Source organism: Luteimonas wenzhouensis, assembly GCF_007859305.1.
Taxonomy (GTDB): Bacteria; Pseudomonadota; Gammaproteobacteria; order Xanthomonadales; family Xanthomonadaceae; genus Luteimonas; species Luteimonas wenzhouensis.
In genome coordinates, this window is sequence record NZ_VOHE01000002.1 from 309,494 (window position 1) to 331,852 (window position 22,359).

General features: G+C 72.1%; 23 protein-coding genes. 18 read left to right on the forward strand and 5 right to left on the reverse strand.

Going from position 1 to position 22,359, the window contains the following annotated elements:
• The 7 genes from FQY79_RS04815 to FQY79_RS04845 all read left to right on the forward strand — a co-directional run bounded on the left by FQY79_RS04815 (position 1) and on the right by FQY79_RS04845 (position 6,536).
• Entirely contained in the window at positions 1–396 is a 396-nt protein-coding gene (locus tag FQY79_RS04815) for a hypothetical protein (protein WP_425463179.1), read from the forward strand.
• Between the two features lie 65 nt (positions 397–461).
• Positions 462–1,112, forward strand: a complete 651-nt coding sequence (gene nth, locus FQY79_RS04820; RefSeq protein WP_146311872.1) for an endonuclease III — start codon at positions 462–464, stop codon at positions 1,110–1,112.
• Between the two features lie 270 nt (positions 1,113–1,382).
• Positions 1,383–3,353: an asparagine synthase (glutamine-hydrolyzing) gene (asnB, locus tag FQY79_RS04825; RefSeq protein ID WP_146311316.1), complete on the forward strand. Its 1,971-nt coding sequence runs from the start codon at positions 1,383–1,385 to the stop codon at positions 3,351–3,353.
• A 3-nt stretch (positions 3,354–3,356) separates the two neighbouring features.
• The gene (locus FQY79_RS04830; protein ID WP_146311318.1) at positions 3,357–3,614 is read left to right on the forward strand and encodes an acyl carrier protein; all 258 of its coding nucleotides are present in this window, start codon (positions 3,357–3,359) and stop codon (positions 3,612–3,614) included.
• Positions 3,611–4,525, forward strand: coding sequence for a peptide chain release factor N(5)-glutamine methyltransferase (prmC, locus tag FQY79_RS04835; RefSeq protein WP_146311320.1), 915 nt, complete (start codon positions 3,611–3,613; stop codon positions 4,523–4,525). Before FQY79_RS04830 ends, prmC begins: the two co-directional genes overlap by 4 nt.
• Positions 4,522–5,511 carry an NAD(+) synthase gene (nadE, locus tag FQY79_RS04840; protein ID WP_146311322.1) on the forward strand — a complete coding sequence of 330 codons (990 nt, stop codon included), beginning with the start codon at positions 4,522–4,524 and terminating at the stop codon, positions 5,509–5,511. The genes prmC and nadE overlap by 4 nt, the downstream gene beginning before the upstream one ends.
• Positions 5,508–6,536: a hypothetical protein gene (locus tag FQY79_RS04845; protein WP_146311324.1), complete on the forward strand. Its 1,029-nt coding sequence runs from the start codon at positions 5,508–5,510 to the stop codon at positions 6,534–6,536. Before nadE ends, FQY79_RS04845 begins: the two co-directional genes overlap by 4 nt.
• Before the next feature lie 24 nt (positions 6,537–6,560).
• Here FQY79_RS04845 and FQY79_RS04850 read toward each other — a convergent pair whose 3' ends face one another.
• On the reverse strand, positions 6,561–7,874 hold the full coding sequence (locus tag FQY79_RS04850) for an OprO/OprP family phosphate-selective porin (protein WP_146311326.1): 1,314 nt from the start codon (positions 7,872–7,874) through the stop codon (positions 6,561–6,563).
• 250 nt (positions 7,875–8,124) lie between these two features.
• On the opposite strand from FQY79_RS04850, the gene pstS (FQY79_RS04855) reads away from it, so the two are divergent.
• The 11 genes from pstS (FQY79_RS04855) (at position 8,125) to FQY79_RS15335 (ending at position 18,307) form a co-directional block, all read left to right on the forward strand.
• Positions 8,125–9,144: a phosphate ABC transporter substrate-binding protein PstS gene (pstS, locus tag FQY79_RS04855; RefSeq protein ID WP_027072725.1), complete on the forward strand. Its 1,020-nt coding sequence runs from the start codon at positions 8,125–8,127 to the stop codon at positions 9,142–9,144.
• A gap of 168 nt (positions 9,145–9,312) precedes the next feature.
• Positions 9,313–10,374 (forward strand): phosphate ABC transporter substrate-binding protein PstS, encoded by a 1,062-nt coding sequence (gene pstS, locus FQY79_RS04860; RefSeq protein WP_146311328.1) that lies wholly within the window; start codon positions 9,313–9,315, stop codon positions 10,372–10,374.
• Positions 10,375–10,443: 69 nt separating this feature from the next.
• Complete coding sequence (pstC, locus tag FQY79_RS04865) at positions 10,444–11,421, forward strand: phosphate ABC transporter permease subunit PstC (RefSeq protein ID WP_146311330.1); 978 nt, start codon at positions 10,444–10,446, stop codon at positions 11,419–11,421.
• A complete protein-coding gene (gene pstA, locus FQY79_RS04870) occupies positions 11,421–12,305 on the forward strand; it encodes a phosphate ABC transporter permease PstA (protein ID WP_146311332.1) in 885 nt (294 codons plus the stop codon). The genes pstC and pstA overlap by 1 nt, the downstream gene beginning before the upstream one ends.
• Positions 12,306–12,324: 19 nt before the next feature.
• Positions 12,325–13,155 carry a phosphate ABC transporter ATP-binding protein PstB gene (pstB, locus tag FQY79_RS04875; RefSeq protein ID WP_146311874.1) on the forward strand — a complete coding sequence of 277 codons (831 nt, stop codon included), beginning with the start codon at positions 12,325–12,327 and terminating at the stop codon, positions 13,153–13,155.
• A gap of 52 nt (positions 13,156–13,207) precedes the next feature.
• Positions 13,208–13,912, forward strand: a complete 705-nt coding sequence (gene phoU, locus FQY79_RS04880; RefSeq protein WP_146311334.1) for a phosphate signaling complex protein PhoU — start codon at positions 13,208–13,210, stop codon at positions 13,910–13,912.
• A 333-nt stretch (positions 13,913–14,245) separates the two neighbouring features.
• The gene (locus tag FQY79_RS04885; RefSeq protein WP_146311336.1) at positions 14,246–14,656 is read left to right on the forward strand and encodes an HvfA family oxazolone/thioamide-modified RiPP metallophore; all 411 of its coding nucleotides are present in this window, start codon (positions 14,246–14,248) and stop codon (positions 14,654–14,656) included.
• Positions 14,657–14,678: 22 nt separating this feature from the next.
• Positions 14,679–15,551: an HvfB family MNIO-type RiPP peptide maturase gene (locus tag FQY79_RS04890; protein ID WP_146311338.1), complete on the forward strand. Its 873-nt coding sequence runs from the start codon at positions 14,679–14,681 to the stop codon at positions 15,549–15,551.
• A complete protein-coding gene (locus FQY79_RS04895; RefSeq protein WP_246123004.1) occupies positions 15,544–16,326 on the forward strand; it encodes an HvfC family RiPP maturation protein in 783 nt (260 codons plus the stop codon). The genes FQY79_RS04890 and FQY79_RS04895 overlap by 8 nt, the downstream gene beginning before the upstream one ends.
• A 111-nt stretch (positions 16,327–16,437) precedes the next feature.
• Positions 16,438–17,073: a ribonuclease T gene (gene rnt, locus FQY79_RS04900; RefSeq protein WP_146311340.1), complete on the forward strand. Its 636-nt coding sequence runs from the start codon at positions 16,438–16,440 to the stop codon at positions 17,071–17,073.
• Between the two features lie 238 nt (positions 17,074–17,311).
• Positions 17,312–18,307 carry a hypothetical protein gene (locus FQY79_RS15335; RefSeq protein ID WP_186759791.1) on the forward strand — a complete coding sequence of 332 codons (996 nt, stop codon included), beginning with the start codon at positions 17,312–17,314 and terminating at the stop codon, positions 18,305–18,307.
• A 27-nt stretch (positions 18,308–18,334) separates the two neighbouring features.
• Here the strand turns inward: FQY79_RS15335 and sugE are convergent, their stop codons facing one another.
• The 4 genes from sugE to rnr all read right to left on the reverse strand — a co-directional run bounded on the left by sugE (position 18,335) and on the right by rnr (position 22,314).
• Positions 18,335–18,658: a quaternary ammonium compound efflux SMR transporter SugE gene (gene sugE, locus FQY79_RS04915; protein ID WP_027072714.1), complete on the reverse strand. Its 324-nt coding sequence runs from the start codon at positions 18,656–18,658 to the stop codon at positions 18,335–18,337.
• Between the two features lie 127 nt (positions 18,659–18,785).
• Entirely contained in the window at positions 18,786–19,043 is a 258-nt protein-coding gene (locus tag FQY79_RS04920; protein ID WP_027072713.1) for a CBU_0592 family membrane protein, read from the reverse strand.
• A gap of 24 nt (positions 19,044–19,067) precedes the next feature.
• Positions 19,068–19,829, reverse strand: a complete 762-nt coding sequence (gene rlmB, locus FQY79_RS04925; protein ID WP_146311342.1) for a 23S rRNA (guanosine(2251)-2'-O)-methyltransferase RlmB — start codon at positions 19,827–19,829, stop codon at positions 19,068–19,070.
• Positions 19,830–19,893: 64 nt separating this feature from the next.
• The gene (gene rnr, locus FQY79_RS04930) at positions 19,894–22,314 is read right to left on the reverse strand and encodes a ribonuclease R (protein WP_146311344.1); all 2,421 of its coding nucleotides are present in this window, start codon (positions 22,312–22,314) and stop codon (positions 19,894–19,896) included.
• Positions 22,315–22,359: the final 45 nt, after the last annotated feature.

Genomic DNA, 22,359 nt, shown 5'->3' on the forward strand with positions numbered 1-22,359 from the left:
GTGGTGCGCGGCACCGGCGAAAGAAAAAGAACACGCCCGTCCGACGGCAACGATGCACGCGATCCGGCGCGCATCGCCGCGCTGCTGCGGGCCGGCGACCTGGACGCGGCCATCGAGGCCGGGCTGATGGCGCCTGGTGCCGGCGCGAACGGCGCGCTCGACCATGGCGACCAGGCGCTCATCGCCCGCACCCGGCAGCGGCTGCAGGCGGCCTGGGACGCCCGTGAGCGCTACCGCGCACGGCAGGCGCGCCTGGCGCGGCGCGCGGCCGAACGCGAGGCGCGCCGCCGAGCCACCGGCGGCGTCCCGGCGACCCGCGCCGCCGGCGCCACGGCCCTGCCCGCGGCCGCCGCGGCCGCGCTGGCGCGCGCCAGGGCCCGCGCCGGCCAGCCGTGAGCGGTCCCGGGTCCGCCACCCCGCGGGCGCGCAAGGCGCGGGGGACCGGCCGACGCCGCAGCCGGCTGTCGCGGGCCGAAGTGCACGAGCTGTTCTCGCGCCTGGCCGAACTCGATCCCTCGCCCACCACCGAACTCGAATACCAGACCCCGTTCGAACTGCTGGTCGCGGTGGTGCTCTCGGCCCAGGCTACCGACGTGGGCGTGAACAAGGCCACGCGCCGCCTGTTCCCGGTGGCCAACACGCCGCAGGCGATCCTCGGGCTGGGCGAGGAAGGCCTCAAGCGCTACATCTCCACGATCGGCCTGTTCAACGCGAAGGCGAAGAACGTGGTCGCGCTGTGCAGGATCCTGCTGGAGAAACACGGCGGCGAGGTTCCGCGCACGCGCGAGGAACTCGAGGCCCTGCCGGGCGTGGGCCGCAAGACCGCGAACGTGGTGCTCAACACCGTGTTCGGCGAGGGCACGATCGCCGTCGACACCCACATCTTCCGCGTCGCCAACCGCACCGGGCTGGCGCCGGGCAAGGACGTGCGCGAGGTCGAGGACGGACTGATGCGGGTCGTACCGGAGGAGTACCTGCTCGGGGCGCACCACTGGCTGATCCTGCACGGCCGCTACGTGTGCAAGGCACGCCGGCCGGACTGCCCCAGGTGCATCATCCGCGACCTCTGCCGCTATCCGGACAAGACGCCGCCGGACCCCAGGCGCGACTGACGCCATTCCACCTGCGGGGGTGCGCTGCGGACCCACCGCCGGGCCCGCGCACGTGGCTGTCCTGCCCCGCGCCCCGGATCCGTTCGTATCCACAAGGGGAACACCGGTCGCCCGTGCGCCGGTTCCGGCGGTGATGTCGCCGGCCTCCGCCGCGCACCGATCCATGATGCCGACCGACGCCACGCCACCACACGCCGACCGCTTCCCGGGCCGCGCCAGCGGACCGGCCGGGGGGGCGGCCGCGCACGGGCCGGCGGGGAGCCGCTGACGATGTGCGGACTGGCCGGTTTCGCGGGCGGCGCGGCGCCCACCCCGGAGGATCGTCGCGAGCTGCAACGCATGGCCGCGACGCTCCGCCACCGCGGCCCCGACGCCCACGGCATCCACCTCGCCCCCGGCATTGGCCTGGCCCACACCCGACTGTCGATCATCGACCCGGCCACCGGCCAGCAGCCGCTGCACGACGGCACCGGGGCGGTCTGGACCGTCTTCAACGGCGAGATCTTCAACTACCTCGAACTGCGCGAGGAGCTGCAGCGCGAGGGCTACGCCTTCCGCACCCGCTCCGACACCGAGGTGATCGTCCACCTCTACCACCGCCACGGCGACCGCTTCGTCGAGCGCCTCAACGGCCAGTTCGCGATCGCGCTCTGGGACGCGCGCCGCCAGCGCCTGGTGCTGGCGCGCGACCGCGCCGGCATCCGCCCGCTCTACCACGCGCGTGCACGCGGCCGGCTCTGGTTCGCCTCGGAGGTGAAGGCGCTGCTGGCGGCCCTGCCCGAATGCGCGCGCCTGGATCCGGACGGGCTGGTGCAGGCCTTCACCTTCTGGGGCCCGGCCGACCCCGACACGCTGTTCGAAGGCGTGCGCAGCCTGCCGCCCGGACACCTGCTCGCGGTCGAGGCCGACGGCAGCCAAACCCTCACCCGCTACTGGGACTGGGAGTTCCCCGACGCGGGCGCCCCGGCGCCGTTCGCCTCACTCGACGAGGCGGTTGACGAACTGCGCGCGCTGCTGCTCGATGCGGTGCGGCTGCAGCTCCGCGCCGACGTGCCGGTCGGTGCGTACCTCAGTGGCGGACTGGATTCCTCCGGCATCGTGGCGCTCGTGCGCCAGGCCGGCATCGCCTCGGTGCGCACCTTCTCGGTCACCTTCGACGACGACGAATTCGACGAGCGCGAGCAGCAGCAGGCGATGGTCCGGCACCTGGGCACCGAACACACCGCCGTGCACTGCACCCGCCGCGACATCGCCGAGGCCTTCCCGGCGCTGGTCCGCCACACCGAGGCGCCGGTGCTGCGCACCGCCCCGGTGCCGCTGATGCTGCTCTCGGGCGAGGTGCGCCGCAGCGGCTACAAGGTCGTGCTGACCGGCGAAGGCGCCGACGAGGTGTTCGCCGGCTACGACCTGTTCAAGGAAGCGAAGGTGCGCCGGTTCTGGGCGCGCCGCCCGGACTCGGCCTGGCGCCACCTGCTGCTCGGCCGCCTGTACGGCTACCTGCCGCACTCGCCGGTGGGTACGCCCGGCTTCGCCCGCGCGTTCTTCGCCCAGGGGCTCGAGCACATCGGGCGCCCGGTGTTCGCACACGCCCCGCGCTGGGCCACCTCGCGCCGCGCGCTGGCCTTCCTGTCGCCGGACCTGCGGCAGCGGGCGATGGCTTTCGACCCCCTTGCCTTCCAGGAACGCCGGCTGCCGCCGGACGCGGCGCGCTGGGCGCCGCTGTCGCGCGACCAGTACGTGGAGGCGAAGTCGCTGATGGCCGGGTACCTGCTGTCCTCGCAGGGCGACCGGGTGGCGATGGCGAACTCGGTCGAGGGCCGCTTCCCGTTCCTGGACCACCGCGTGGTCGAGTTCGCCAACCGCCTGCCCCCGCGCTGGAAGCTGCGCGGGCTGACCGAGAAGCACATCCTGCGCAAGGCGCTCGAGCCGCTGCTGCCGCCGGCGATCGCGCGCCGGGCCAAGCAGCCCTACCGGGCGCCGGACGCGAGCAGTTTCTTCGAGGACGGTCGCCCGGCCGACTACGTGGCCGAGCTGCTGTCGCCCCCGCGCATCCGCGACGCCGGCCTGTTCGACGCGGACAAGGTCGCGATGCTGCTGGCGAAGTGCCGGCGCGGACGCGCGGCCGGCTTCGGCGACAACCAGGCCTTCGTCGGCATCGTCTCCACGATGCTGCTGCACGACACCTTCATCCGCCGCCGCGACGCGGCGGCCCCCGCACTGCGCGCCACCGGAACGGAGTAGGACATGACCGAGACCGCCATCCGCGAGACGATCCGCGGCCACATCCTCGAAAACCTGATGTTCACCGACGATCCGTCGCGGCTGCCCGACGACGCCTCGCTGCTTGAGATGGGGGTGATCGACTCCACCGGCGTGCTCGAACTGGTGCTGCTGATGGAGGAGAACTTCGCCATGAAGGTGCAGGACGCAGCGATCATCCCCGAGAACTTCGACTCGGTGGACCGGATGGTCTCGTTCGTGCTGCGCTCGAAGTCGGCATGACCCTGGCCGACGCGTACGCCGCCAGGCTCGACCGGTTGCGCCGGGCCTGGCGCCCCAGCCCCGACAAGCCCGAGGAGTCGCCCGAGAACACGCTGCAGGCACTGGCCTGGACCGCGGCGGGCGCGCCGCGTTCGGCGGTCGCGGCGGGCGCGGCCGCCCGGCCCCTGCCCGACCTGGACCAACCGGCGCTGCAGCGGCTGGACGCCATGCTGGAGCGGCGCCTGGCGGGGGTGCCGCTGGCCCACCTCACCGGCCGCCAGCACTTCCTCGGGCTGGAACTGCTCGCGGGGCCCGAAGCGCTGATCCCGCGCGCCGAGACCGAACTGCTGGGGCGCGCCGCGATCGACCTGGCGCGGGCGACCGGCGCGCGCGTTGCGATCGACGCGTGCACCGGTTCGGGCAACCTCGCCCTCGCCCTGGCGCACCACGTGGACGGTCTGGCCGTGCACGGGACCGACCTGAGCGCGGAGGCGGTCGGCCTGGCGCGGCGCAACGCGTCGCAGCTGGGGCTGGCACATCGCGTCCGGTTCCACGCCGGCGACCTGCTCGCGCCGTTCGACACCCCGCGCTACCGCGCCGGGGTGGACCTGGTGGTGTGCAACCCGCCCTACATCAGCAGCGCCAGAGTGGAGACGATGCCACCGGAAATCTCCGGGCACGAGCCGCGCCTGGCCTTCGACGGCGGCGCCCTGGGGGTGTCGATCCTCACCCGGCTGATGCACGAAGCCCCATGCCTGCTGCGCGCGGGCGGCTGGCTGGCGTTCGAGGTCGGCAGCGGACAGGGCGCGACGATGGCCCGGCGGCTGCGCAACGACGCCGCCTGGGACGAGGTGCGCGAGTGCGCCGACGGCGAGGGCGTGGTGCGGGCGGTGCTGGCCCGGCGCGCCGCCGGCAGCGGGGAGCGGGAATGAGCGGACTGGACTGGAGCGTGCTGGACATGGACCACGGCAGGGAGGCCGAGCGGATCTGCGCCGGCCTGCGCGAAGCCGTGGCCACGCGGCTGCGCCGGCGCGGCGTGGTGGTGGCGATCTCCGGCGGCATCGACAGCTCGGTCTGTGCCGCGCTCGCGGTGCGCGCGTTCGGACCGGCCAAGGTGCACCTGCTGATCCTGCCCGAGCGGGACTCCGACCCCGACAGCGCGGCGCGCGCCAACCTGCTCGCCTCGCACCTGGGCGTCGAGCCGGAGACGTTCGACATCGCCCCCGCGCTCGAGGCCATCGGCGCCTACGCCGCGCGCGACGCGGCGGTGCGGACCGTGCTTCCGGAGTACGACGACCGCTGGAAGATGAAGCTGGCGATCTCCGGCGGCAGCGAGGGCGCGATCAACCGCTTCCGGCTGGTCGCGCGCTCCCCGGACGGCGCGATGCACGAGCGCGAGCTGCGCCTGCACGAGTACCTCACCATCGTGGCCGCCACCAGCTACAAGCAGCGGCTGCGCAAGACCATCGAGTACTTCCACGCCGACCGCCTGCACTACGCGGTGGTGGGCACGCCCAACCGGCTCGAGTACGACCAGGGCTTCTTCGTCAAGAACGGCGACGGCTCGGCCGACGTCAAGCCGATCGCGCACCTGTACAAGACCCAGGTCTACGCCATGGCGCGCCACCTCGGCCTGCCCGACCGCGTGTGCGAGGCGCAGCCGACCACCGACACCTACAGTCTCGAGCAGGGCCAGGACGAGTTCTACTTCGCCCTGCCCTATCGCTCGATGGACCTGGCGCTGTGGGCACTCGAGCACGGGGTCGAAGCCGGCGAACTGGCGAAGGCGCTCGACATCACCCCGGTCCAGGCCGCGGCGGTGTACGAGGACATCGCGCGCAAGCGCCGCACCACGCGGCCGCTGCACCTGCGCCCGCTGCTGCTGGGCACGGTGCCTTCGGTGGACGCGGCCACATGAGCGCGCAGGCGCACGGCGGCTACCGCGTGGAGGAAGCCGACCTCGCCCGCGACGGCGACGCGGCGGTGGGGGTCTGGCGCGCCAGCCTGCGCGATGGCGCCGGCCGGGCGGCGAAGCTGGAGTGGTTCTACCGGGCCGCGCCCGAGGGCGCGCACCTGCAGGTGCTGCGACCCGGGACCGGCCACGAGGTCCTGGGCACCGCGGGCGTGGGCTGGCGCCGCATGCGCGCGGGCGCGCGCACGCTGCGCGGCGGGCTGCTCGCGGACATGGCGGTGCTGCCCGGCCACCGCACCCTGGGCCCGGCCATGCAGCTGCAGCGCGCGGCGAGCGACCGTGCGCTGGCCGAGGGCGACCTGGTGTACGGGTTCCCCAACGCCAATGCGGTGCCGGTGGTGAAGCGGCTCGGCTACGTGCACCTCGGCGACATGGTGCTCTACGTCCGCGCCCTGCGCCACGCGCCCTACCTCGAACGCCGCCTGCCCCGGCCGCTCGCGACCCTGCTCGGGCGCGCCATCGACACCGCGTTCGCGCTGCACGACCGGCTGCGCAACCTGCACCGCGGCGCCCTGCACGCGCAATGGAGCGAAGGGCCCCTGGACCTGGTGCACCCGCGCTGGCCGCGGCCGGGCATGCTCGAAGGCGTGCGCGACAGGGCCGCGCTCGAATGGCGCTTCGCCCACAACCCGCTGGCCGCCTTCCGCTTCCTGTATCTGCGCCGCGCACCCGACGCGCAGCCCATGGCCTGGTTCGTATGCCGCCGCGACGGCGACGTGCTGCACATCGCCGATTTCGGCTTCGCCCCGGGCGCCCCGGTGGCCCACTGCGTCGCGACCCTGGCGCGCGAGGCGACCGCCCGGGGCGGGCGGTCGCTGGTGGTGGAATGCTGCCTGCCGGACGAGGAACGCTCGGCGCTGCTTCGCGCCTGGTTCCGCGAACGGCAGCGGCGCCCGATCTACGCCCGCTGGCGCGACCCGGAGCAGGCCGCGCGGGCGGTGCGGTTCACCTCGTTCGACGAGGACGAATAACAACCGGCGCGGCCGCCGCGACGCTTACCAGGCGAACTGCGCGCGCACCGCGTACTGGCCGGTCTCATCGCCGGTCAGGCCGTTGTCGCCACGGGTGTAGTTGAACATGAAGCGCAGGTTCGGGTTGACGTAGTAGTTCATGCCCAGGATCCAGCTGCTCACCTCCAGGCCGGCGACGTCGCGGTTCTCGATCGAGTCGTAGCGCGCGGTCAGTTCCCACAGGCCGCGGTCGGCCACCGGCGCCGAGCCGAACACGCCGGTACCCGCCTTGTACGGCTTGTGCCCGCCGTTGAGGTGCCAGCTGCCCTGCAGGTACCACGCGGTGACGTCCTGGTCCGGGCCCAGCGGCTGGCCGAAGCTGGCGTTGGCGTACTCGCCCTGGAAGAACAGCGGCCCGAACGCACCGGCGGCCTCGACGCCCCAGGCGGTGACTTCGTCGCCGCTGGTACCGGTGACGGTCGCGATGGTCTGCGAGGGGCCGCGGCGGCCGGCGTAGCCGGCAGAGGCGCGCAGGTCGGCCGAGCCCTTGTTGGCGTTCTCGTGGCTGCCCCACGCGCCGAAGTGCAGGGTGTTGTCCCCGTCGTTCACCGGGGCGAAGGTCACGCGGCCGGCGTAGCCCATGCCTTCGTTGCGCGGGCCGCTGGCGCCGCGGAGGTTGAACACGCTGAAGCCCGCGGTGTAGCGCCCGCCGCCGCGCAGGTAGCCGACGCCCTGCTGGAACTGGCGGCCGCTGAACAGGCCGGTGGCGCTGGCGAACGGACGCTCCATCATCAGGATCTCGTTCGAGCTGGTGAGTTCCTCCATCGACCGGTACGGCTTGAAGTGGCCGATGGTGACCTTGCCGCCGAGCGCGGACCTGGCGATGTACGCGTCGCGGAACCCTTCGAGCCCGCCGCCGGCGGCGAAGTCGTTCTCCAGCTTGTAGTCCCAGCCGAGCGCCTTGCCCTGCAGGGTCAGGCGCGCGCGCCGGAACTCGCTGGTGCCGGTGACGTCGGCCTGGTCGCGGTCGAAGGCGTAGGCGTCGAAGTGGATGCGGCCGCCGAGCGAGGCCTCGAACTTCCTGTCGGCGGAGGTGACCTTGATGCCACCCTTGGTCGACACCGTCGGCGTGGCCGCCGACAGCCGGTCGAGGTTTTCCCGGGTGGCGATGTTGATGTCCGACTGGGCGTCGGTGCGCGTCTCCAGCTCCTCGACCTTGGCCGCCAGCGCGGCGATCTGGGCCTTGAGTTCAGCGACTTCGCGTTCCTGCGGGGTTTGCGCCGCGGCGGCCAGGCTGGTGGTGCCGAGCACGGTGGCGAGCGCGGTGGCGAGCGCGGTGGCGAGGATCGTGTGGCGCATGCGGGGTTCCTGTCATGGGAGGGTCGGGGCGGGCGCGGAGCCGCCATGCAGCCGCGGCCCTGCCGCGTCACGCACGGGGCGGCGCCCGCGGTCGCGACAGAGGATGGGGCGGCCGCATGACGATTCAATGACAGTCGTGGAGCGCGCCACCGTCATGCGTGCGTCACCTGGCTGCCACGCGACGGTCACCTGGCGCTCGTGCAATGGCGCCCGGAGCGGGATGGTCCCGCGCAACGCACCCAGGAGCCCCATGCACATCCTAGCCAAGACCACGGTTGCCGCCCTCGTGCTGTCCGCCGCCGGCATCACCACCGCCCGCGCGAACGACGCCACCGGCGCCGGCGCCTCGTTCGTCTACCCGGCCATCGCGCGCTGGTCGGCCGACTACCGCCAGGCCACCGGCAAGCAGGTCAACTACCAGTCGATCGGCTCCGGCGGCGGGATCGCCCAGATCAAGGCCGGCACCGTCGACTTCGGCTCCAGCGACAAGCCGCTGCCGCCGGAGGAACTGGAGAAGTCCGGCCTCGCCCAGTTCCCGTCGGTGATCGGCGGCGTGGTCCCGATCGTCAACCTCGAAGGCGTGCGTGCCGGGGCGATGAAGCTCGACGGCGCGACCCTGGCCGACATCTTCCTCGGCCGGATCACCCACTGGAACGATCCGGCCATCGTCGCCCTCAACGGCGGCATCCCGCTGCCGGACGCGAAGATCACCGTGGTCCACCGTTCCGACGGCTCGGGCACCAGCTTCAACTTCACCAACTACCTGTCCAAGGTCAGCCCGGCCTGGAAGGAGGCCGTCGGCGAGGGCACCTCGGTCGCGTGGCCGGTGGGCATCGGCGGCAAGGGCAACGAAGGCGTGGCCGCCTACGTCAAGCAGATCCGCGGCAGCATCGGCTATGTCGAGCTGTCCTACGCGCTGCAGAACCGGCTGGCGTACTCGCGCCTGAAGAACGCGGCCGGCAATTTCGTCAACCCGAGCGACGAGACCTTCTCGGCCGCGGCCGCGAGCGCGGACTGGGCCTCCACCCGCGACTTCCACCTGGTGATGACCAACGCGCCCGGCGAGAACGCCTGGCCGATCACCGCGACCAACTTCATCCTGATGAAGAAGCAGCCGCGGAACGTGGAAGGCGCGCGCAACGCGCGCGAGTTCTTCCGCTGGGTCTACGCCAACGGCGACGCCCAGGCCCGCGCACTCGGCTACGTGCCGCTGCCCGACACCCTGGTGCACCAGGTCGAGGCGTACTGGCGCGACGCACTGCCCTGGTGAACCGACGGTTCCTCTCTCCCTCCCCGGAGATCCCTGGCGCGGGCCCCTTCGGGGGCCCGTTTTCCTGGCGCCGTTCCGGGCGCGCGGGCTCCGGGTGTCATACGGCGGTAACAAAAACATCATTTCATGGCGCCATCCCGCCACCACGGCCCCACGACGGAGACCTCCATGCAAGTCCGCTTCGCCCCCCTGGGCGCCCTGGCGCTGACGGTCGCGCTGTTCGCGACCGCATGCTCGCCAAGGGCCGACACCCCCGCGACCGCGGACGCCGGCGACCAGCCCGGCACCGGGATTTCCGGGGCCGGCGCCTCGTTCATCTATCCGCTGGTCTCGAAGTGGTCGGCCGACTACAACGCGGCCACCGGCGCGCGCGTCAACTACCAGTCGATCGGATCGGGCGGCGGCATCGCCCAGATCAAGGCCGGCACGGTCGACTTCGGCTCCAGCGACAAGCCGCTGTCCAGCGCGGAGCTGGCCGAGGCGGGGCTGGGCCAGTTCCCCTCGGCGATCGGCGGCGTGGTGCCGGTGGTCAACCTCGACGGCCTGGAGCCGGGCCAGTTGCGGCTCACCGGCGAGGTGCTCGCCCGGATCTTCATGGGCGACATCGCCACCTGGAACGATCCCCGCATCGGCGCCCTCAACCCGGGCACGCCGCTGCCGGAGGTGAAGATCAGCGTGGTCCACCGCTCCGACGGCTCGGGCACCACGTTCAACTTCTCCAACTACCTCTCCAAGGTCAGTGCGGAGTGGAAGCAGCGGATCGGCGAAGGCACCTCGCTGCAGTGGCCCACCGGCGTGGGCGGCAAGGGCAATGAAGGCGTGGCGTCCTACGTGCGCCAGATCAAGGGCGCGATCGGCTACGTCGAGCTGGCCTACGCACTGCAGAACGACATGCCCTACGCCTCGCTGCGCAACGCCGCCGGCCACTTCGTCCAGCCGGGCGAACACAGCTTCGCCGCGGCGGCGGCGACGGCCGACTGGGCCAGCGCCAGTGACTTCGACCTGGTGATCACCAACGCCCCCGGCGACGAAGCCTGGCCGATCACCGCCACCAACTTCATGCTCATGCACAAGCGGCCGAAGGATCCGGCGCGCAGCAAGGCGGCGCTCGACTTCTTCCGCTGGGCCTTCGAACACGGCAAGGCGCAGGCCAGCGAACTGCACTACGTGCCGCTGCCCGACCCGCTGGTGGAGCAGATCGAAACCTACTGGGCGGCCGAGTTCGAATGACGCGCCCCCCGCCCCGCGCGGGCCGGTACCGGCCCGCGCGCGGCTGCATCCACTGGTGACGGATCCCCGATGAGCGCCATTCCCGTTCCCGCTCCCCCGCCCTCGCAGGCACGCAGCCGCGACCTGCGCGACGCGCGCAACGACCGGCTGTTCCGCTGGCTGCTCGCCGGCACCGTGGTGTTCATGTTGCTGGCCCTGGCCAGCGCCGCGCTGTCGATGCTCTGGGGCGGCCGCGAGGCGCTGGCCTCCCAGGGCTGGCGTTTCTTCCTCTCGGCCGAATGGAATCCGGTGGAGGATCGCTACGGCGCCCTGGTGCCGATCTACGGCACCCTGGTCACCGCGGTCATCGCGATGCTGATCGCGGTGCCGGTGAGCTTCGGCATCGCCTTCTTCCTGACCGAGGTCGCCCCGCGCTGGATGCGCGGGCCGGTGGGCACCGCGATCGAACTGCTGGCCGGCATTCCCTCGATCATCTACGGCATGTGGGGCCTGTTCGTGCTGGTCCCGGTGATGACCACGCACGTGACCCCGTGGCTCAACGACCATCTGGGCACGATCCCCGGCCTGGGCGTGCTGTTCCGCGGTCCGCCGCTGGGCATCGGCATGCTCACCGCGGGCCTGGTGCTCGCGATCATGGTGATCCCGTTCATCTCCTCGGTGATGCGCGAGGTGTTCCTGACCGTGCCCGCGCGGCTGAAGGAATCGGCCTACGCGCTGGGCTCCACCAGGTGGGAAGTGAGCTGGGACATCGTGGTGCCCTACACCCGCTCGGCGGTGATCGGCGGCATCTTCCTGGGCCTGGGCCGCGCCCTGGGCGAAACCATGGCCGTGGCGTTCGTGGTCGGCAACTCGGTGCGGCTGACGCCGTCGCTGCTGGAGCCGGGCACCACGATCGCGGCCCTGATCGCCAACGACTTCGCCGAGGCCACCGACACCTACCGCTCGGCCCTGTTGCTGCTCGGTTTCGTGCTGTTCCTGGTGACCTTCGTGGTGCTGGCGATCGCGCGCCTGATGCTGATGCGGATCTCGCGCCGGGAGGGCAACTGATGTCTTCGACCAGCGCCCGCGCCGACGCGGTGGCCGGCCGCCTCCACGCCCGCCGCCGGCTCCGCAACGCCGTGGCCATCGTCCTGGCGGTGCTGACCGCCGCCTTCGGCCTGTTCTTCCTCGGCTGGATCCTGTGGACCCTGGCCAGCAAGGCCATCGGCGGCATCAACTGGGCCCTGTTCACCCGGATGACCCCGCCGCCGATGCAGGAAGGCGGCCTGCTCAACGCGTTCTTCGGCAGCGCGGTGATGTGCGTGCTGGCGATCGCCATGGGCACGCCGCTGGGCGTGGCCGCCGGCACCTGGCTGTCGGAGTACGGCCGCGCGCGCAAGGCCGGGATGGTGGTCCGGTTCGTCAACGACATCCTGCTCTCGGCGCCGTCGATCGTGCTCGGCCTGTTCGTCTACACCCTGGTCGTGATGCAGACCGGCGGCCGCTTCTCGGCCCTGGCCGGCGCGATCGCCCTGGCCTTCATCGTGCTGCCGGTGGTGGTGCGTACCACCGACGAGATGCTGCAGCTGGTACCGGTGCAGATGCGCGAGGCCGCGCTGTCGCTGGGCGTGCCGCAGTGGAAGGTGATCGTCCAGGTGCTCTACCGCAGCGCCTCGGCGGGCATCGTCACCGGCATCCTGCTGTCGCTGGCGCGCATCTCCGGCGAAACCGCGCCACTGCTGTTCACCGCCTTCGGCAACCAGTACTGGAACAGCAACATCCTCCAGCCGATGGCCAGCGTGCCGGTGGTGATGTACCAGTACGCCGGCAGCCCCTACGAATCCTGGCAGCAGCTCGCCTGGGCCGGCGCCCTGGTGCTGACCGTGTTCGTGCTGCTGGTCAGCCTGTCGGCACGCGCGCTCCTGCTGCGCAACACGATCCCTCATGACTGACCTGTCCCTGGACCCCACCATGACCGACTTCCACGCCGTGGCCGCACCCCAGCGCATCGCCGTCTCCGCCCGGCCGCGCGACGCCCTTGCGCCCAGCCCGACCAAGCTCTCGGTCCAGGGCCTGGACTTCCACTACGGCAAGTACCGCGCGCTCCGGAACATCAGCCTCGACATCCCGGACCGGCGCGTCACCGCGCTGATCGGCCCGTCCGGCTGCGGCAAGTCCACCCTGCTGCGGGTGTTCAACCGCATCTACGCGCTGTATCCCGGGCAGCGGGCCAGCGGCCGGATCCTGCTCGACGGCGAGGACATCCTCTCGCCGAAATACCCGATGAACCGGCTGCGCAGCAAGGTCGGGATGGTGTTCCAGAAGCCGGTACCGTTCCCGATGACCATCTACGAGAACATCGCCTACGCCATCCGCCACCACGAAAAGCTGTCGAAGGCGCAGCTCGACGGGCGGGTCGAGCAGGCGCTGCGTCAGGGCGCGCTGTGGGACGAGGTCAAGGACAAGCTCGGCCAGTCGGCGCTCGGCCTGTCCGGCGGGCAGCAGCAGCGCCTGTGTATCGCGCGTGCAGTCGCGCTGCGCCCAGAGGTGCTGCTGCTGGACGAACCGACCTCGGCGCTCGACCCCATCTCGACCAGCCGGATCGAACAGCTGATCGAGGAGCTCAAGCTCGACTACACCATCGTCATCGTCACCCACAACATGCAGCAGGCCGCGCGCGTGTCCGACTTCACCGCCTTCATGTACCTGGGCGATCTGGTCGAACACGGCCCCACGGAGACGATCTTCTCCAATCCCTCGAAGCAGCAGACCGAGGACTACATCACCGGCCGCTTCGGGTGAGGCGGGCCGCATCCCGCCGCGCCCCGGCCGCCCAGCACCGGACCCCGCGACCATGAGTACCCAACCCCACGACCACATCGTCCGCAGCTACGACGAGGAGAGCCAGCGGCTCAGCGGCGAACTGCTGCGCATGGGCAGGATGGCCGCCGCCCAGCTCGAGGCCGCGCTCGACGTGGTCGACCGCCGCGACGACGCCGCGGCCGCGCGCATCGTCGCCAACGACGAAGCCATCGACGCGCTCGAGGCCGAGGTCAGCCACGACGTGATGAAGCTCGCCCTGCGCGGGCCGCTGGCCCGCGACCTGCGCGGGATCCTGGCCGCGTTGCGGATCGCGGCGGACATCGAACGCATCGGCGACTACGCCGCCAACATGGCCAAGCGCTCGACCGCGCTCAACACCGCGCCGCCGCTGCCGCACACGCGCGGGCTCAACGCCCTCGGCCAGCTGGTGTTGCGCCAGCTGCGCGAGGTGCTGGATGCCTACGCCGCCGACGACGCCGACGCCGCACAGCGCGTGCGTGATTCCGACGCCGAGGTCGACACGTTCTACACCGGCCTGTTCCGCGAACTGCTCACCTACATGATGGAAGATGCGCGCGCGATCACGCCGTGCACCCACCTGCTGTTCATGGCCAAGAACCTCGAGCGCATCGGCGACCACGCCACCAACATCGCCGAGAACGTCTGGTTCCTGGTCCACGGCGCGGACGCCCTGCCGCCGCGGGAGAAACGCGACACGACCAGCGTCCCCGGCTGACGCTGCAGCGCAGCATCGACTTGCTGACCTGCCGTTAATCCAGGCTCCGCGATACTGCCGCTTCTCACACCGCGGGGCGACGGCAGTGGACCGATCCGGACGGACTGGCGCAACGACAGCGCGAGGCAGGCGGCGGCCCGCCGTTCCCCCCGGATCCACACGCCCGCCGTTCCGGGCCCCACCCCCCACGCTGCTCCACGCCGATGCCGGCAGGGCGATTCCTGCTTCCCGGTGGACGTGCCTGTCCGTCGATCGCCGGCCCGTGCGCTGCCGCCGCCACGCCATGCCTCTCTCCCCCACGCCTGGCGCCCAGCCCATCCACAGGAGTTCACCATGACCCATCAGTCCAGCAAGAAGCCCGTCGCCATCGCCGTCGGCACCGCCCTGGCCGGCGGCCTGTTGCTGTCCGGCTCCGCGTTCGCCGTCAACCCGCTCCCCCAGGGCTACCTGCTCGGCGCCCAGGAAGCCGCGACCGCCCATACCCAGGCCGAAGGCGCCTGCGGCGGCGACAAGGCCAGGGCGGAAGGCCAGTGCGGGCTCGCCAAGGCCGATACCGACGGCGACGGCCGGATCTCGCGCGCCGAGTTCGACGCCGCGCATCCGGACAAGGGCGACAGGTTCGCCGCGATCGACGCCAACGGCGACGGCTTCATCGACCAGGCCGAACACGACGCGCACAAGGCGGCCGGCAAGGCCGACATGGAAGGCAAGTGCGGCGAAGGCAAGTGCGGCGGCATGGCCTGAGCCGTCGCCCGGCGCCACCGCCATGATCCAGGCCGTACCTGCGCTCGCGGAGCATGCTGCCGGCCTCGGCCTGCGGCGCGGGCTGCTGCCCGCGCTGCAGGCGGTTGGCGAAGGCGCGTTCGACTTCCTCGAATGCGCACCGGAGAACTGGATCGGCGTCGGCGGCCGGCTCGGCGACACGTTCGAAGCCCTGGCCGAGCGCTACCCGCTCACCTGCCACGGCCTGTCGCTCTCGCTCGGCGGGCCGGCGCCGCTGGACGAGACCTTTGTCGCCCGCGTCGGCCGCTTCCTCGAACGCCACCGGGTCCCGCTCTACAGCGAGCACCTGAGCTGGTGCAGCGACGACGGCCACCTCTACGACCTGCTGCCGCTGCCATTTACCGAGGAGGCGGTGGAGTACGTGGCGGCGCGGATCCGCCGCGTCCAGGACATCCTCGGGCGCCGGATCGCGGTGGAGAACGTGAGCTACTACGCCACGCTCCCCGTGCCCGCCGCGCAGGCGCTGGACGAGGCCGACTTCGTCAACGCGGTGCTCGAGCGCGCCGACTGCGACTTGCTGCTGGACGTCAACAACATCCACGTCAACGCGGTCAACCACCGCTACGACGCGCACCGGTTCCTGCGCCGGATGCCGTCGGCGCGGATCGCCTGCTACCACGTGGCCGGCCACCACGACGAAGCGCCGGGACTCAAGGTGGATACCCACGGCGCGCAGGTCCGCGACGAGGTCTGGGACCTGCTGGCCGAAGCCTACCGCGTGCACGGGGTGCGTCCGACCCTGCTCGAACGCGACTTCAACTTCCCGCCGTTCGACGTGCTGCTCGCGGAGCTGGCGCGGATCCGCGGGCTGCAGCGCGACGCCGCGGGCCCCGGCGCACGGGCCGCGCGTGGCTGAGGCGCCGGCCACCCTGCGCGCGCAGCAGATGGCGCTGGCGCGCCACCTGCGCGATCCCACGGCGGCCCCTCCGCCCGACGGTATCGAGGACCGCCGCCTGGCCGTCTACCGGGACCTGTTGCACAACAATATCCAGCGCCTGCTGTCGGGCAATTTCCCGGTGATCCGCAGGATCCTCGGGGACGAGGCCTGGGGCACGCTGGTGCGCGGCTTCTTCGCCGGTCACCGCTGCCACACACCGCTGTTCACCGAGATCGGCCGCGAGTTCCAGCGCTGGCTGGAGCAGCAGGCCACGGCCGATCGGGCGTTGCCGCCCTGGCTGCCGGAACTGGCGCACTACGAGTGGGTGGAACTGGCGCTGCAGATCTCCGACGCGCGCCCCGCCTGCCCCGTCGATCCGCTGCCGGACCGCGCGGACGTGGCCGATGCGCTGCTCGACGGCATCCCGGTGGTCTCGCCGCAGGCCTGGGCCCTGGCCTACCGCTGGCCGGTGCACCGCATCGCCCCCGACTACCGGCCGCAGGTGCCGCCCGATGCGCCGACCCTGCTGCTGGTGCGCCGCGACCGGGACGGCGAAGTGCGCTTCGCCGGGCTCTCGCCGCTGTCCTTCCGCCTGCTCGAACTCCTGGGCCAGGCGCGCTGGAGCGGCCGCGACGCGCTGCAGCTGCTCGCCGACGAGGCCGGCGCCGGGCCCGACGCACTGCTCGCGGAAGGTCGTGCGATGCTGGCGCGCATGCATGCCGAGGGCACGCTCGCCGGAGTCCGCGCCGGCTGAAGCGGCATCCCCCTCGATCCGTCCGGGGGATTGCATGGCGGCGGCCGCGACCGCCCTGCGGGCATCACCGGCCACGGATCGCGCCTGCCGACGCTCTGCTAGGCTTCACGCATGCAATCCCCTTGCCCCCCGCCCGCCGGCGTCAGCCTGCTGACCCGCCGTTTCCGCGGCTACCTGCCCGTCGTGGTCGATGTCGAGACCGGCGGGTTCGACTGGAACCGCCACGCCCTGCTGGAGATCGCGGTGGTGCCGATCGACGTCGACGGCGACGGCGCGCTCGTGCCCGGAGAACCGGCCAGCACCCACGTCGAACCGGCGCCCGGCACCGCGATCGATCCGCAGTCGCTGGAAGTCACCGGCATCGACCTGGACCACCCCTTCCGTTTCGCCAAGGCCGAGAAGGACGCGCTGGACCACGTGTTCGCCACCGTGCGCGCCGCGGTGCGCAAGCACGGCTGCCAGCGCGCGATCCTGGTGGGCCACAACGCCCACTTCGACCTGAACTTCCTGAACGCCGCGGTGGCGCGCACCGGCCACAAGCGCAATCCGTTCCATCCCTTCAGCGTGTTCGACACGGTGACCCTGGCCGGCGTGGCCTACGGCCAGACCGTGCTCGCGCGCGCAGTGCAGGCTGCCGGCTTCCCCTGGAGCGGCGAGGACGCGCATTCGGCGCTGTACGACGCCGAGATGACGGCCAAGCTGTTCTGCACCATCGTCAACGCCTGGCCGACGCCGCCGCTTCGCTGACCCCCGGGCTTCCGCGCCTCGCGCGCAGCGTCCTCCGTCGTTCGCCCTGCCGACCCGCACGCGCCACCTTGGCTGGCGCAGCGCGGACGTCGGCGGCGCCACTTCCCGCCCGTGCAAGAGGGCTGGGTGGGAGAGCCCGCGGCGCCGGTCGGCATCGCAACGCCCGGCTGCCCCCTCTGGACTCGGGCTAAACATCGCCCGTGCTCCACTGGCGGCATCCCACCCGAGGAGAAGCCGCATGCCCATCACCCGTGCCCAGGCCACCCAGCTGCTCAACCAGGGGGAAATGGCGCTCTACGACGACAGCCGCATCAACGGCCTGCGCCAGCTCGACGCACGCGCGCTGGGCGCGCGCATCCGGCGTGCCCGCACCGCCCGGGACCGCGCCCGCGACCTGGTGCAGAAGCACGCCCTGGCCTCGCGCGCCCGCACCGGCAGCAAGCGCGGCGATAGTGGCCTGGCCAACCGGCGCAGCCGGGACAAGGCGGAACTGCTGGCCGACATCCTGCGCCGCTTCGAGCAGCGGCTGAAGCAGGTCGAACGCGCCGACGCGTCCGCGGAGAAGGCCGGCGCAGGCGCCACCGGCAAGACGGCGGGGAAGGCCTCCACCGGCCGCGGCCGCAAGAGCGCTGCGAAGGCCGCGACGAAGACGGCCGCGACGAAGAAGGCCACGACAAAGAAGACGGCTACGAGGAAGAGCACTGCGAAGAAGGCCGCGGCGGGAAAGAGCACCACGGCAAGGGCCGCCACGAAGAATGCGGCCGCGTCGGCAAAACGCTCCACCACACGCAAGTCCGCGACCGGATGGGCTGCCGCAAGCACCTCCTCCACCAGGAAGGCGACCACGAGGAAATCCGCTGCGAAGACGGCGGCGACATCGGCCGCGAAGAAGCGGGGCGCGAAGACCGCGTCGAAGACGCCGGCAATGAACGGCACGGCCACACGCGGCAAACCCGTGCGCAAGGGCCACATCACCCCGGAGCAGGCGCTGGCGCAAACCCATGCCCTGCTCGAGGCCAAGCAGGCGCAGGACGCCGCGCCCAGACCCTGGCAGGCACTGGCCAACGGCGCGGCGCCGGCCGTCGGCCAACCGGGCTACCAGTCGGACGAAGCCGCGCGCCGCGCCCAGGACCTGCATGCCGCCGAATCGCGCATCCCGGCGATCCAGGGCAGCGCCAGCACCCGCGACCGCATCCAGCAGGGCAAGCGCGACCACCGCGGCGACGGCGATTGATGGCCGTCCCGCGCTCCGTCCCCGGGCTCAGCCCGGGGACGAGGCCAGCTTGAGACCGATGATGCCGGCCACGATCAGCGCCAGGCTCAGCACCCGGCCCAGGTTCGCCGGCTCGCCAAACAGCACGATGCCCAGGATCGCCGTGCCCACCGCACCCACGCCCACCCAGACCGCGTACGCGGTGCCCACCGGCAGCGACTTCATCGCGATCCCGAGCAGGAACAGGCTGACCGCCATCGCCCCGGCGGTGCCCAGCGTGGGCCACAGACGGGTGAACCCCTCGGTGTACTTGAGCCCGATCGCCCAGCCGATCTCGAACAGGCCGGCCAGGACGAGGATGAACCAGGACATGCGATGACCTCCATCGGTCGATGGGGTCGTCCCCGTGGATGCGCGCGGCGCGGGGTCGTCCCCGTGCGCGCATATCATCGCATGCGGGGGGCGGCGCCCCGGGCGACGCCCCCGGGACACTGCGTGCTCAGTCGGCCGCCGATCCGCGGACCAGGCGATAGGTGCACACCAGCACCCAGCCCACCAGCAGGAAGAACAGCGGCGCGCGGAACGCCAGCCACGCCGCCGGCAGCAGGGCGGCGGCGCCGGCCAGGCCCAGCAGTGCGCGCCAGCGACCGCCGGCCTGGCCGCGCGCGAACGAGTGCAGGAACAGCGAGAGGAGCATCAGGCAGGCGCCGGCCAGCCCCAACCAGTCCTGCCACTGCAGCGTGTCCAGCATCGCCATCGCGTCCTCCGTCCTGCCGGTCCATCAACCGGCGCGCTGGCGCACCGCCTCGAACAGGGCCACGCCCGCCGCCACCGAAACGTTGAGACTCTCCACGCCCGGGGAAGTTTCCTGGCCGGGCATCGGGATCGACACCAGCTCGTCGCAGTGCTCGCGGGTCAGCCGGCGCAGGCCATCGGCCTCGCCGCCCAGTACCAGGGCGACGTTGCCGCGCAGGTCGAGCGCGTACAGCGGGGCCCCGGCGTCGCCGGCCAGCCCGTAGATCCACACGCCCAGCTTCTGCAGCCCCGACAGCGTGCGCGCCAGGTTGGTCGCCCGCACCACCGGGATGCGGTCGGCGGCACCGGCCGAGGTTTTGCGCACGGTGGCGGTGACCTGGGCCGACCTGTCCTTGGGGATCACGACCGCGGTCGCGCCGGCGGCGGCTGCGCTGCGCAGGCAGGCGCCGAGGTTGTGCGGATCCTGGACCCCGTCGAGCACCAGCAGCAGCGCCCGGCCGCCTGCCTGTTCCACCAGGCCGGGCAGGTCGCCCTCCTCCCAGGTCCGGGTCGCGGCGTAGCGCGCGGCCACGCCCTGGTGGCGCACGCCGCCGGCCACGCCGTCGAGCGCCTGCTGCGCCACCCGTCGCACGTCGATGTCGCGGCGCCGCGCCTGCTGCTCGATCTCGGCCAGGCGCGGGTTCCTGGCGCCGGCCTCCAGCAGCACCTCGCGCACGTTCCCGGCATCGTGCTCGACCGCGGCCCAGACCGCGTTGATGCCGACGATCCACTGGTTCTGCCTGGACATGCTGGGGGAATTCCGGTGGGGGCGTGCCAGCGGCCATTCTACCGGCCGCGGCCGTCGCGCCGGATCAGTATTTGCGCTTCTGCCGCCGCGCCGGCTGCCCACGCGGCGGCAGCGGCTTCACCCCGCCCTCGCCCGGCAGGCCGAAGTCGATCTTGCGTTCCTCCAGGCTGGCCTTGAGCACGACGATCCGGATCCGGTCGCCGAGCCGGAACTCGCGGCCGGCGCGCTCCCCGGTGAGGGTCTTGCGCACCGGGTCGAAGTGGTAGAAGTCCTTGGGCAGCTGGGTGACGTGGACCAGGCCATTGACCTTCGACTGGTCGAGCTCGACGAACAGGCCGAAGCTGGTCACGCCGCTGATCGTGCCGTCGAACTCGCCGCCGACGTGCTGTTCCATCCACGCCGCGCGATAGCGTTCATCGACTTCGCGCTCGGCCTCGTCCGCGCGGCGCTCGCGTTCGGAGCACTGCAGCGCCAGCGCAGCCATCTCGCTCGGGGTGTAGAGGAAGGCCTTGCGCCGGCCCCTGGCCAGCGCGTGCTTGATCGCGCGGTGCACCAGCAGGTCGGGATAGCGCCGGATTGGCGAGGTGAAGTGCGCGTAGGCCTCCAGTGCCAGGCCGAAGTGGCCGATGTTCTCGGGCGAGTACACCGCCTGGCTCTGCGAGCGCAGGATCACCGATTCGAGCAGGGTCGCGTCCGGGCGGTCGCGCACCTTCTCCAGCAGGTTGGCGAAGTCCTTCGGCCGCACCCGCGCCCAGGCCGGCATCCGCAGCGCGAACTCCTTGAGGAACTCCAGCAGGTCGGCGTACTTCGACTCCGGCGGCCTGTCGTGGATGCGGTACGGCGCCGGCACCCCGGCCTCGAGCAGGAACTTCGCCGCCTCCACGTTGGCGGCGATCATGCATTCCTCGATCAGCTTGTGTGCGTCGTTGCGCTGGAGCATCCCGGCCTGCACCACCTCGCCGCGGTTGTCGAGCACGAAGCGCACTTCCGAGGACTCGAACTCGATCGCGCCGCGCCTGGCCCGCGCCTTCGCCAGCGCCTTGTAGAGCTTGTGCAGGTGGCGGACCTGCGGCATCAGGCCGCCGATCTGCGCCTGGGCCTCGGGATCCTCCTCGCCCACCGCCTTCCACACCTGGGTGTAGGTCAGGCGCGCGTGCGAGCGCATCACCGCCTCGGCGAACCTGGACTTCACCACCTCGCCGTCGCGGTTGACCTGCATGTCGCAAGCGAAACACAGCCGGTCGACGTCGGGGTTGAGCGAGCAGATGCCGTTGGACAGGGTCTCGGGCAGCATCGGCACCACGAAGCCCGGGAAGTACACGCTGGTCGCGCGCAGCTGGGCCTCGTCGTCGAGGGGCGTGCCGGGACGCACGTAGCTGGAGACGTCGGCGATCGCCACCACCAGCCGGAAACCGTCGCGCGTGGGTTCGCAGTACACCGCGTCGTCGAAGTCCTTGGCGTCCTCGCCGTCGATCGTCACCAGCGGCAGGTCGCGCAGGTCCAGGCGCCCGGCCGTCGTGGCGGCATCGACCTCCAGCGGCACCGCGGAGGCCTCGGCCAGCACCTCGGGCGGGAACTCGTGCGGCAGCTCGTGGCCGTGGATCGCGGCCTCGACCACCAGCGAGGGCGTGAGCGCATCGCCCAGCACCGCCAGCACGCGGCCGATCGGCGGCCGCCGGTCGTCGGCGGGCCGGGTGATCTCGCACACCACCAGTTGTCCGTGCTGCGCCTCCAGGCGCGCGTCGGACGGGATCTGGACGTTGCGCTGGATGCGGCGGTCGTCGGGCACCACGAAGCTGATGCCGGATTCGACGGTGAAACGGCCGATGAGGCGATTGAGCCGGCGTTCCAGGACCTCGGCGATCACGCCCACGCGGCGGCCACGGTGGTCGAGCCCGACCACGCTGGCCATCGCCCGGTCGCCATGCATGACCTTGCGCATCTCGGCCGGCGGCAGAAACAGGTCGTCGCCGACGCCGCTGTCGGGACGCAGGAAACCGAAGCCATCGGGGTTGGCGATGATGGTGCCGGCCACCAGGTCGAGCCGCTGCACGGGGACGTAGCCGCCGCGGCGGTTCTGCAGCAGCTGGCCGTCGCGGACCATGGCCGCCAGGCGCTTGCCCAGCGCCTCGACGCGGTCCGGCCCGGCCAGCCCCAGCTGCGCGGCGATCGTCTCCCCGGTCAGCGGGCCATCGGCGTCGGCCAGCAGCTGGAGGATGGCCTCGCGGCTGGGGATGGGCCGTTCGTAGCGCTCGGCTTCGCGCTGCGCATACGGGTCGTGGAACCCGCCCGGCGGCGCCGTGCCGGCCTTTCCGCCCCGCCGGGCCGGCGCGGGCGGCGGCGGATCGGGCAGCCAGCCCGGCCGGCTGCCCGCACCGCGCTTGCCGCGCCCGCCCTGCGATCCTTGTCCACGCGAGGAGGTGCCGTCGCGTCCGTTGCCGCGGCCACCGCCGCGCTTGCCTGGGGTCTTCGTCATCGGCGGCATGTTACACAGGCCGCGTCGGCGGGCAGTCGAGGCGCGGAGCGTTGA

Excerpts from the sequence above, each read along its gene's own strand:
- asnB (WP_146311316.1), top strand. The coding sequence starts at position 1,383 with ATGTGCGGACTGGCCGGTTTCGCGGGCGGCGCGGCGCCCACCCCGGAG.
- FQY79_RS04830 (WP_146311318.1), top strand. The coding sequence starts at position 3,357 with ATGACCGAGACCGCCATCCGCGAGACGATCCGCGGCCACATCCTCGAA.
- prmC (WP_146311320.1), top strand. The coding sequence starts at position 3,611 with ATGACCCTGGCCGACGCGTACGCCGCCAGGCTCGACCGGTTGCGCCGG.
- nadE (WP_146311322.1), top strand. The coding sequence starts at position 4,522 with ATGAGCGGACTGGACTGGAGCGTGCTGGACATGGACCACGGCAGGGAG.
- FQY79_RS04845 (WP_146311324.1), top strand. The coding sequence starts at position 5,508 with ATGAGCGCGCAGGCGCACGGCGGCTACCGCGTGGAGGAAGCCGACCTC.
- FQY79_RS04850 (WP_146311326.1), bottom strand. The coding sequence starts at position 7,874 with ATGCGCCACACGATCCTCGCCACCGCGCTCGCCACCGCGCTCGCCACC.
- pstS (WP_027072725.1), top strand. The coding sequence starts at position 8,125 with ATGCACATCCTAGCCAAGACCACGGTTGCCGCCCTCGTGCTGTCCGCC.
- pstS (WP_146311328.1), top strand. The coding sequence starts at position 9,313 with ATGCAAGTCCGCTTCGCCCCCCTGGGCGCCCTGGCGCTGACGGTCGCG.
- pstC (WP_146311330.1), top strand. The coding sequence starts at position 10,444 with ATGAGCGCCATTCCCGTTCCCGCTCCCCCGCCCTCGCAGGCACGCAGC.
- pstA (WP_146311332.1), top strand. The coding sequence starts at position 11,421 with ATGTCTTCGACCAGCGCCCGCGCCGACGCGGTGGCCGGCCGCCTCCAC.
- pstB (WP_146311874.1), top strand. The coding sequence starts at position 12,325 with ATGACCGACTTCCACGCCGTGGCCGCACCCCAGCGCATCGCCGTCTCC.
- phoU (WP_146311334.1), top strand. The coding sequence starts at position 13,208 with ATGAGTACCCAACCCCACGACCACATCGTCCGCAGCTACGACGAGGAG.
- FQY79_RS04885 (WP_146311336.1), top strand. The coding sequence starts at position 14,246 with ATGACCCATCAGTCCAGCAAGAAGCCCGTCGCCATCGCCGTCGGCACC.
- FQY79_RS04890 (WP_146311338.1), top strand. The coding sequence starts at position 14,679 with ATGATCCAGGCCGTACCTGCGCTCGCGGAGCATGCTGCCGGCCTCGGC.
- rnt (WP_146311340.1), top strand. The coding sequence starts at position 16,438 with ATGCAATCCCCTTGCCCCCCGCCCGCCGGCGTCAGCCTGCTGACCCGC.
- FQY79_RS15335 (WP_186759791.1), top strand. The coding sequence starts at position 17,312 with ATGCCCATCACCCGTGCCCAGGCCACCCAGCTGCTCAACCAGGGGGAA.
- sugE (WP_027072714.1), bottom strand. The coding sequence starts at position 18,658 with ATGTCCTGGTTCATCCTCGTCCTGGCCGGCCTGTTCGAGATCGGCTGG.
- FQY79_RS04920 (WP_027072713.1), bottom strand. The coding sequence starts at position 19,043 with ATGGCGATGCTGGACACGCTGCAGTGGCAGGACTGGTTGGGGCTGGCC.
- rlmB (WP_146311342.1), bottom strand. The coding sequence starts at position 19,829 with ATGTCCAGGCAGAACCAGTGGATCGTCGGCATCAACGCGGTCTGGGCC.
- rnr (WP_146311344.1), bottom strand. The coding sequence starts at position 22,314 with ATGCCGCCGATGACGAAGACCCCAGGCAAGCGCGGCGGTGGCCGCGGC.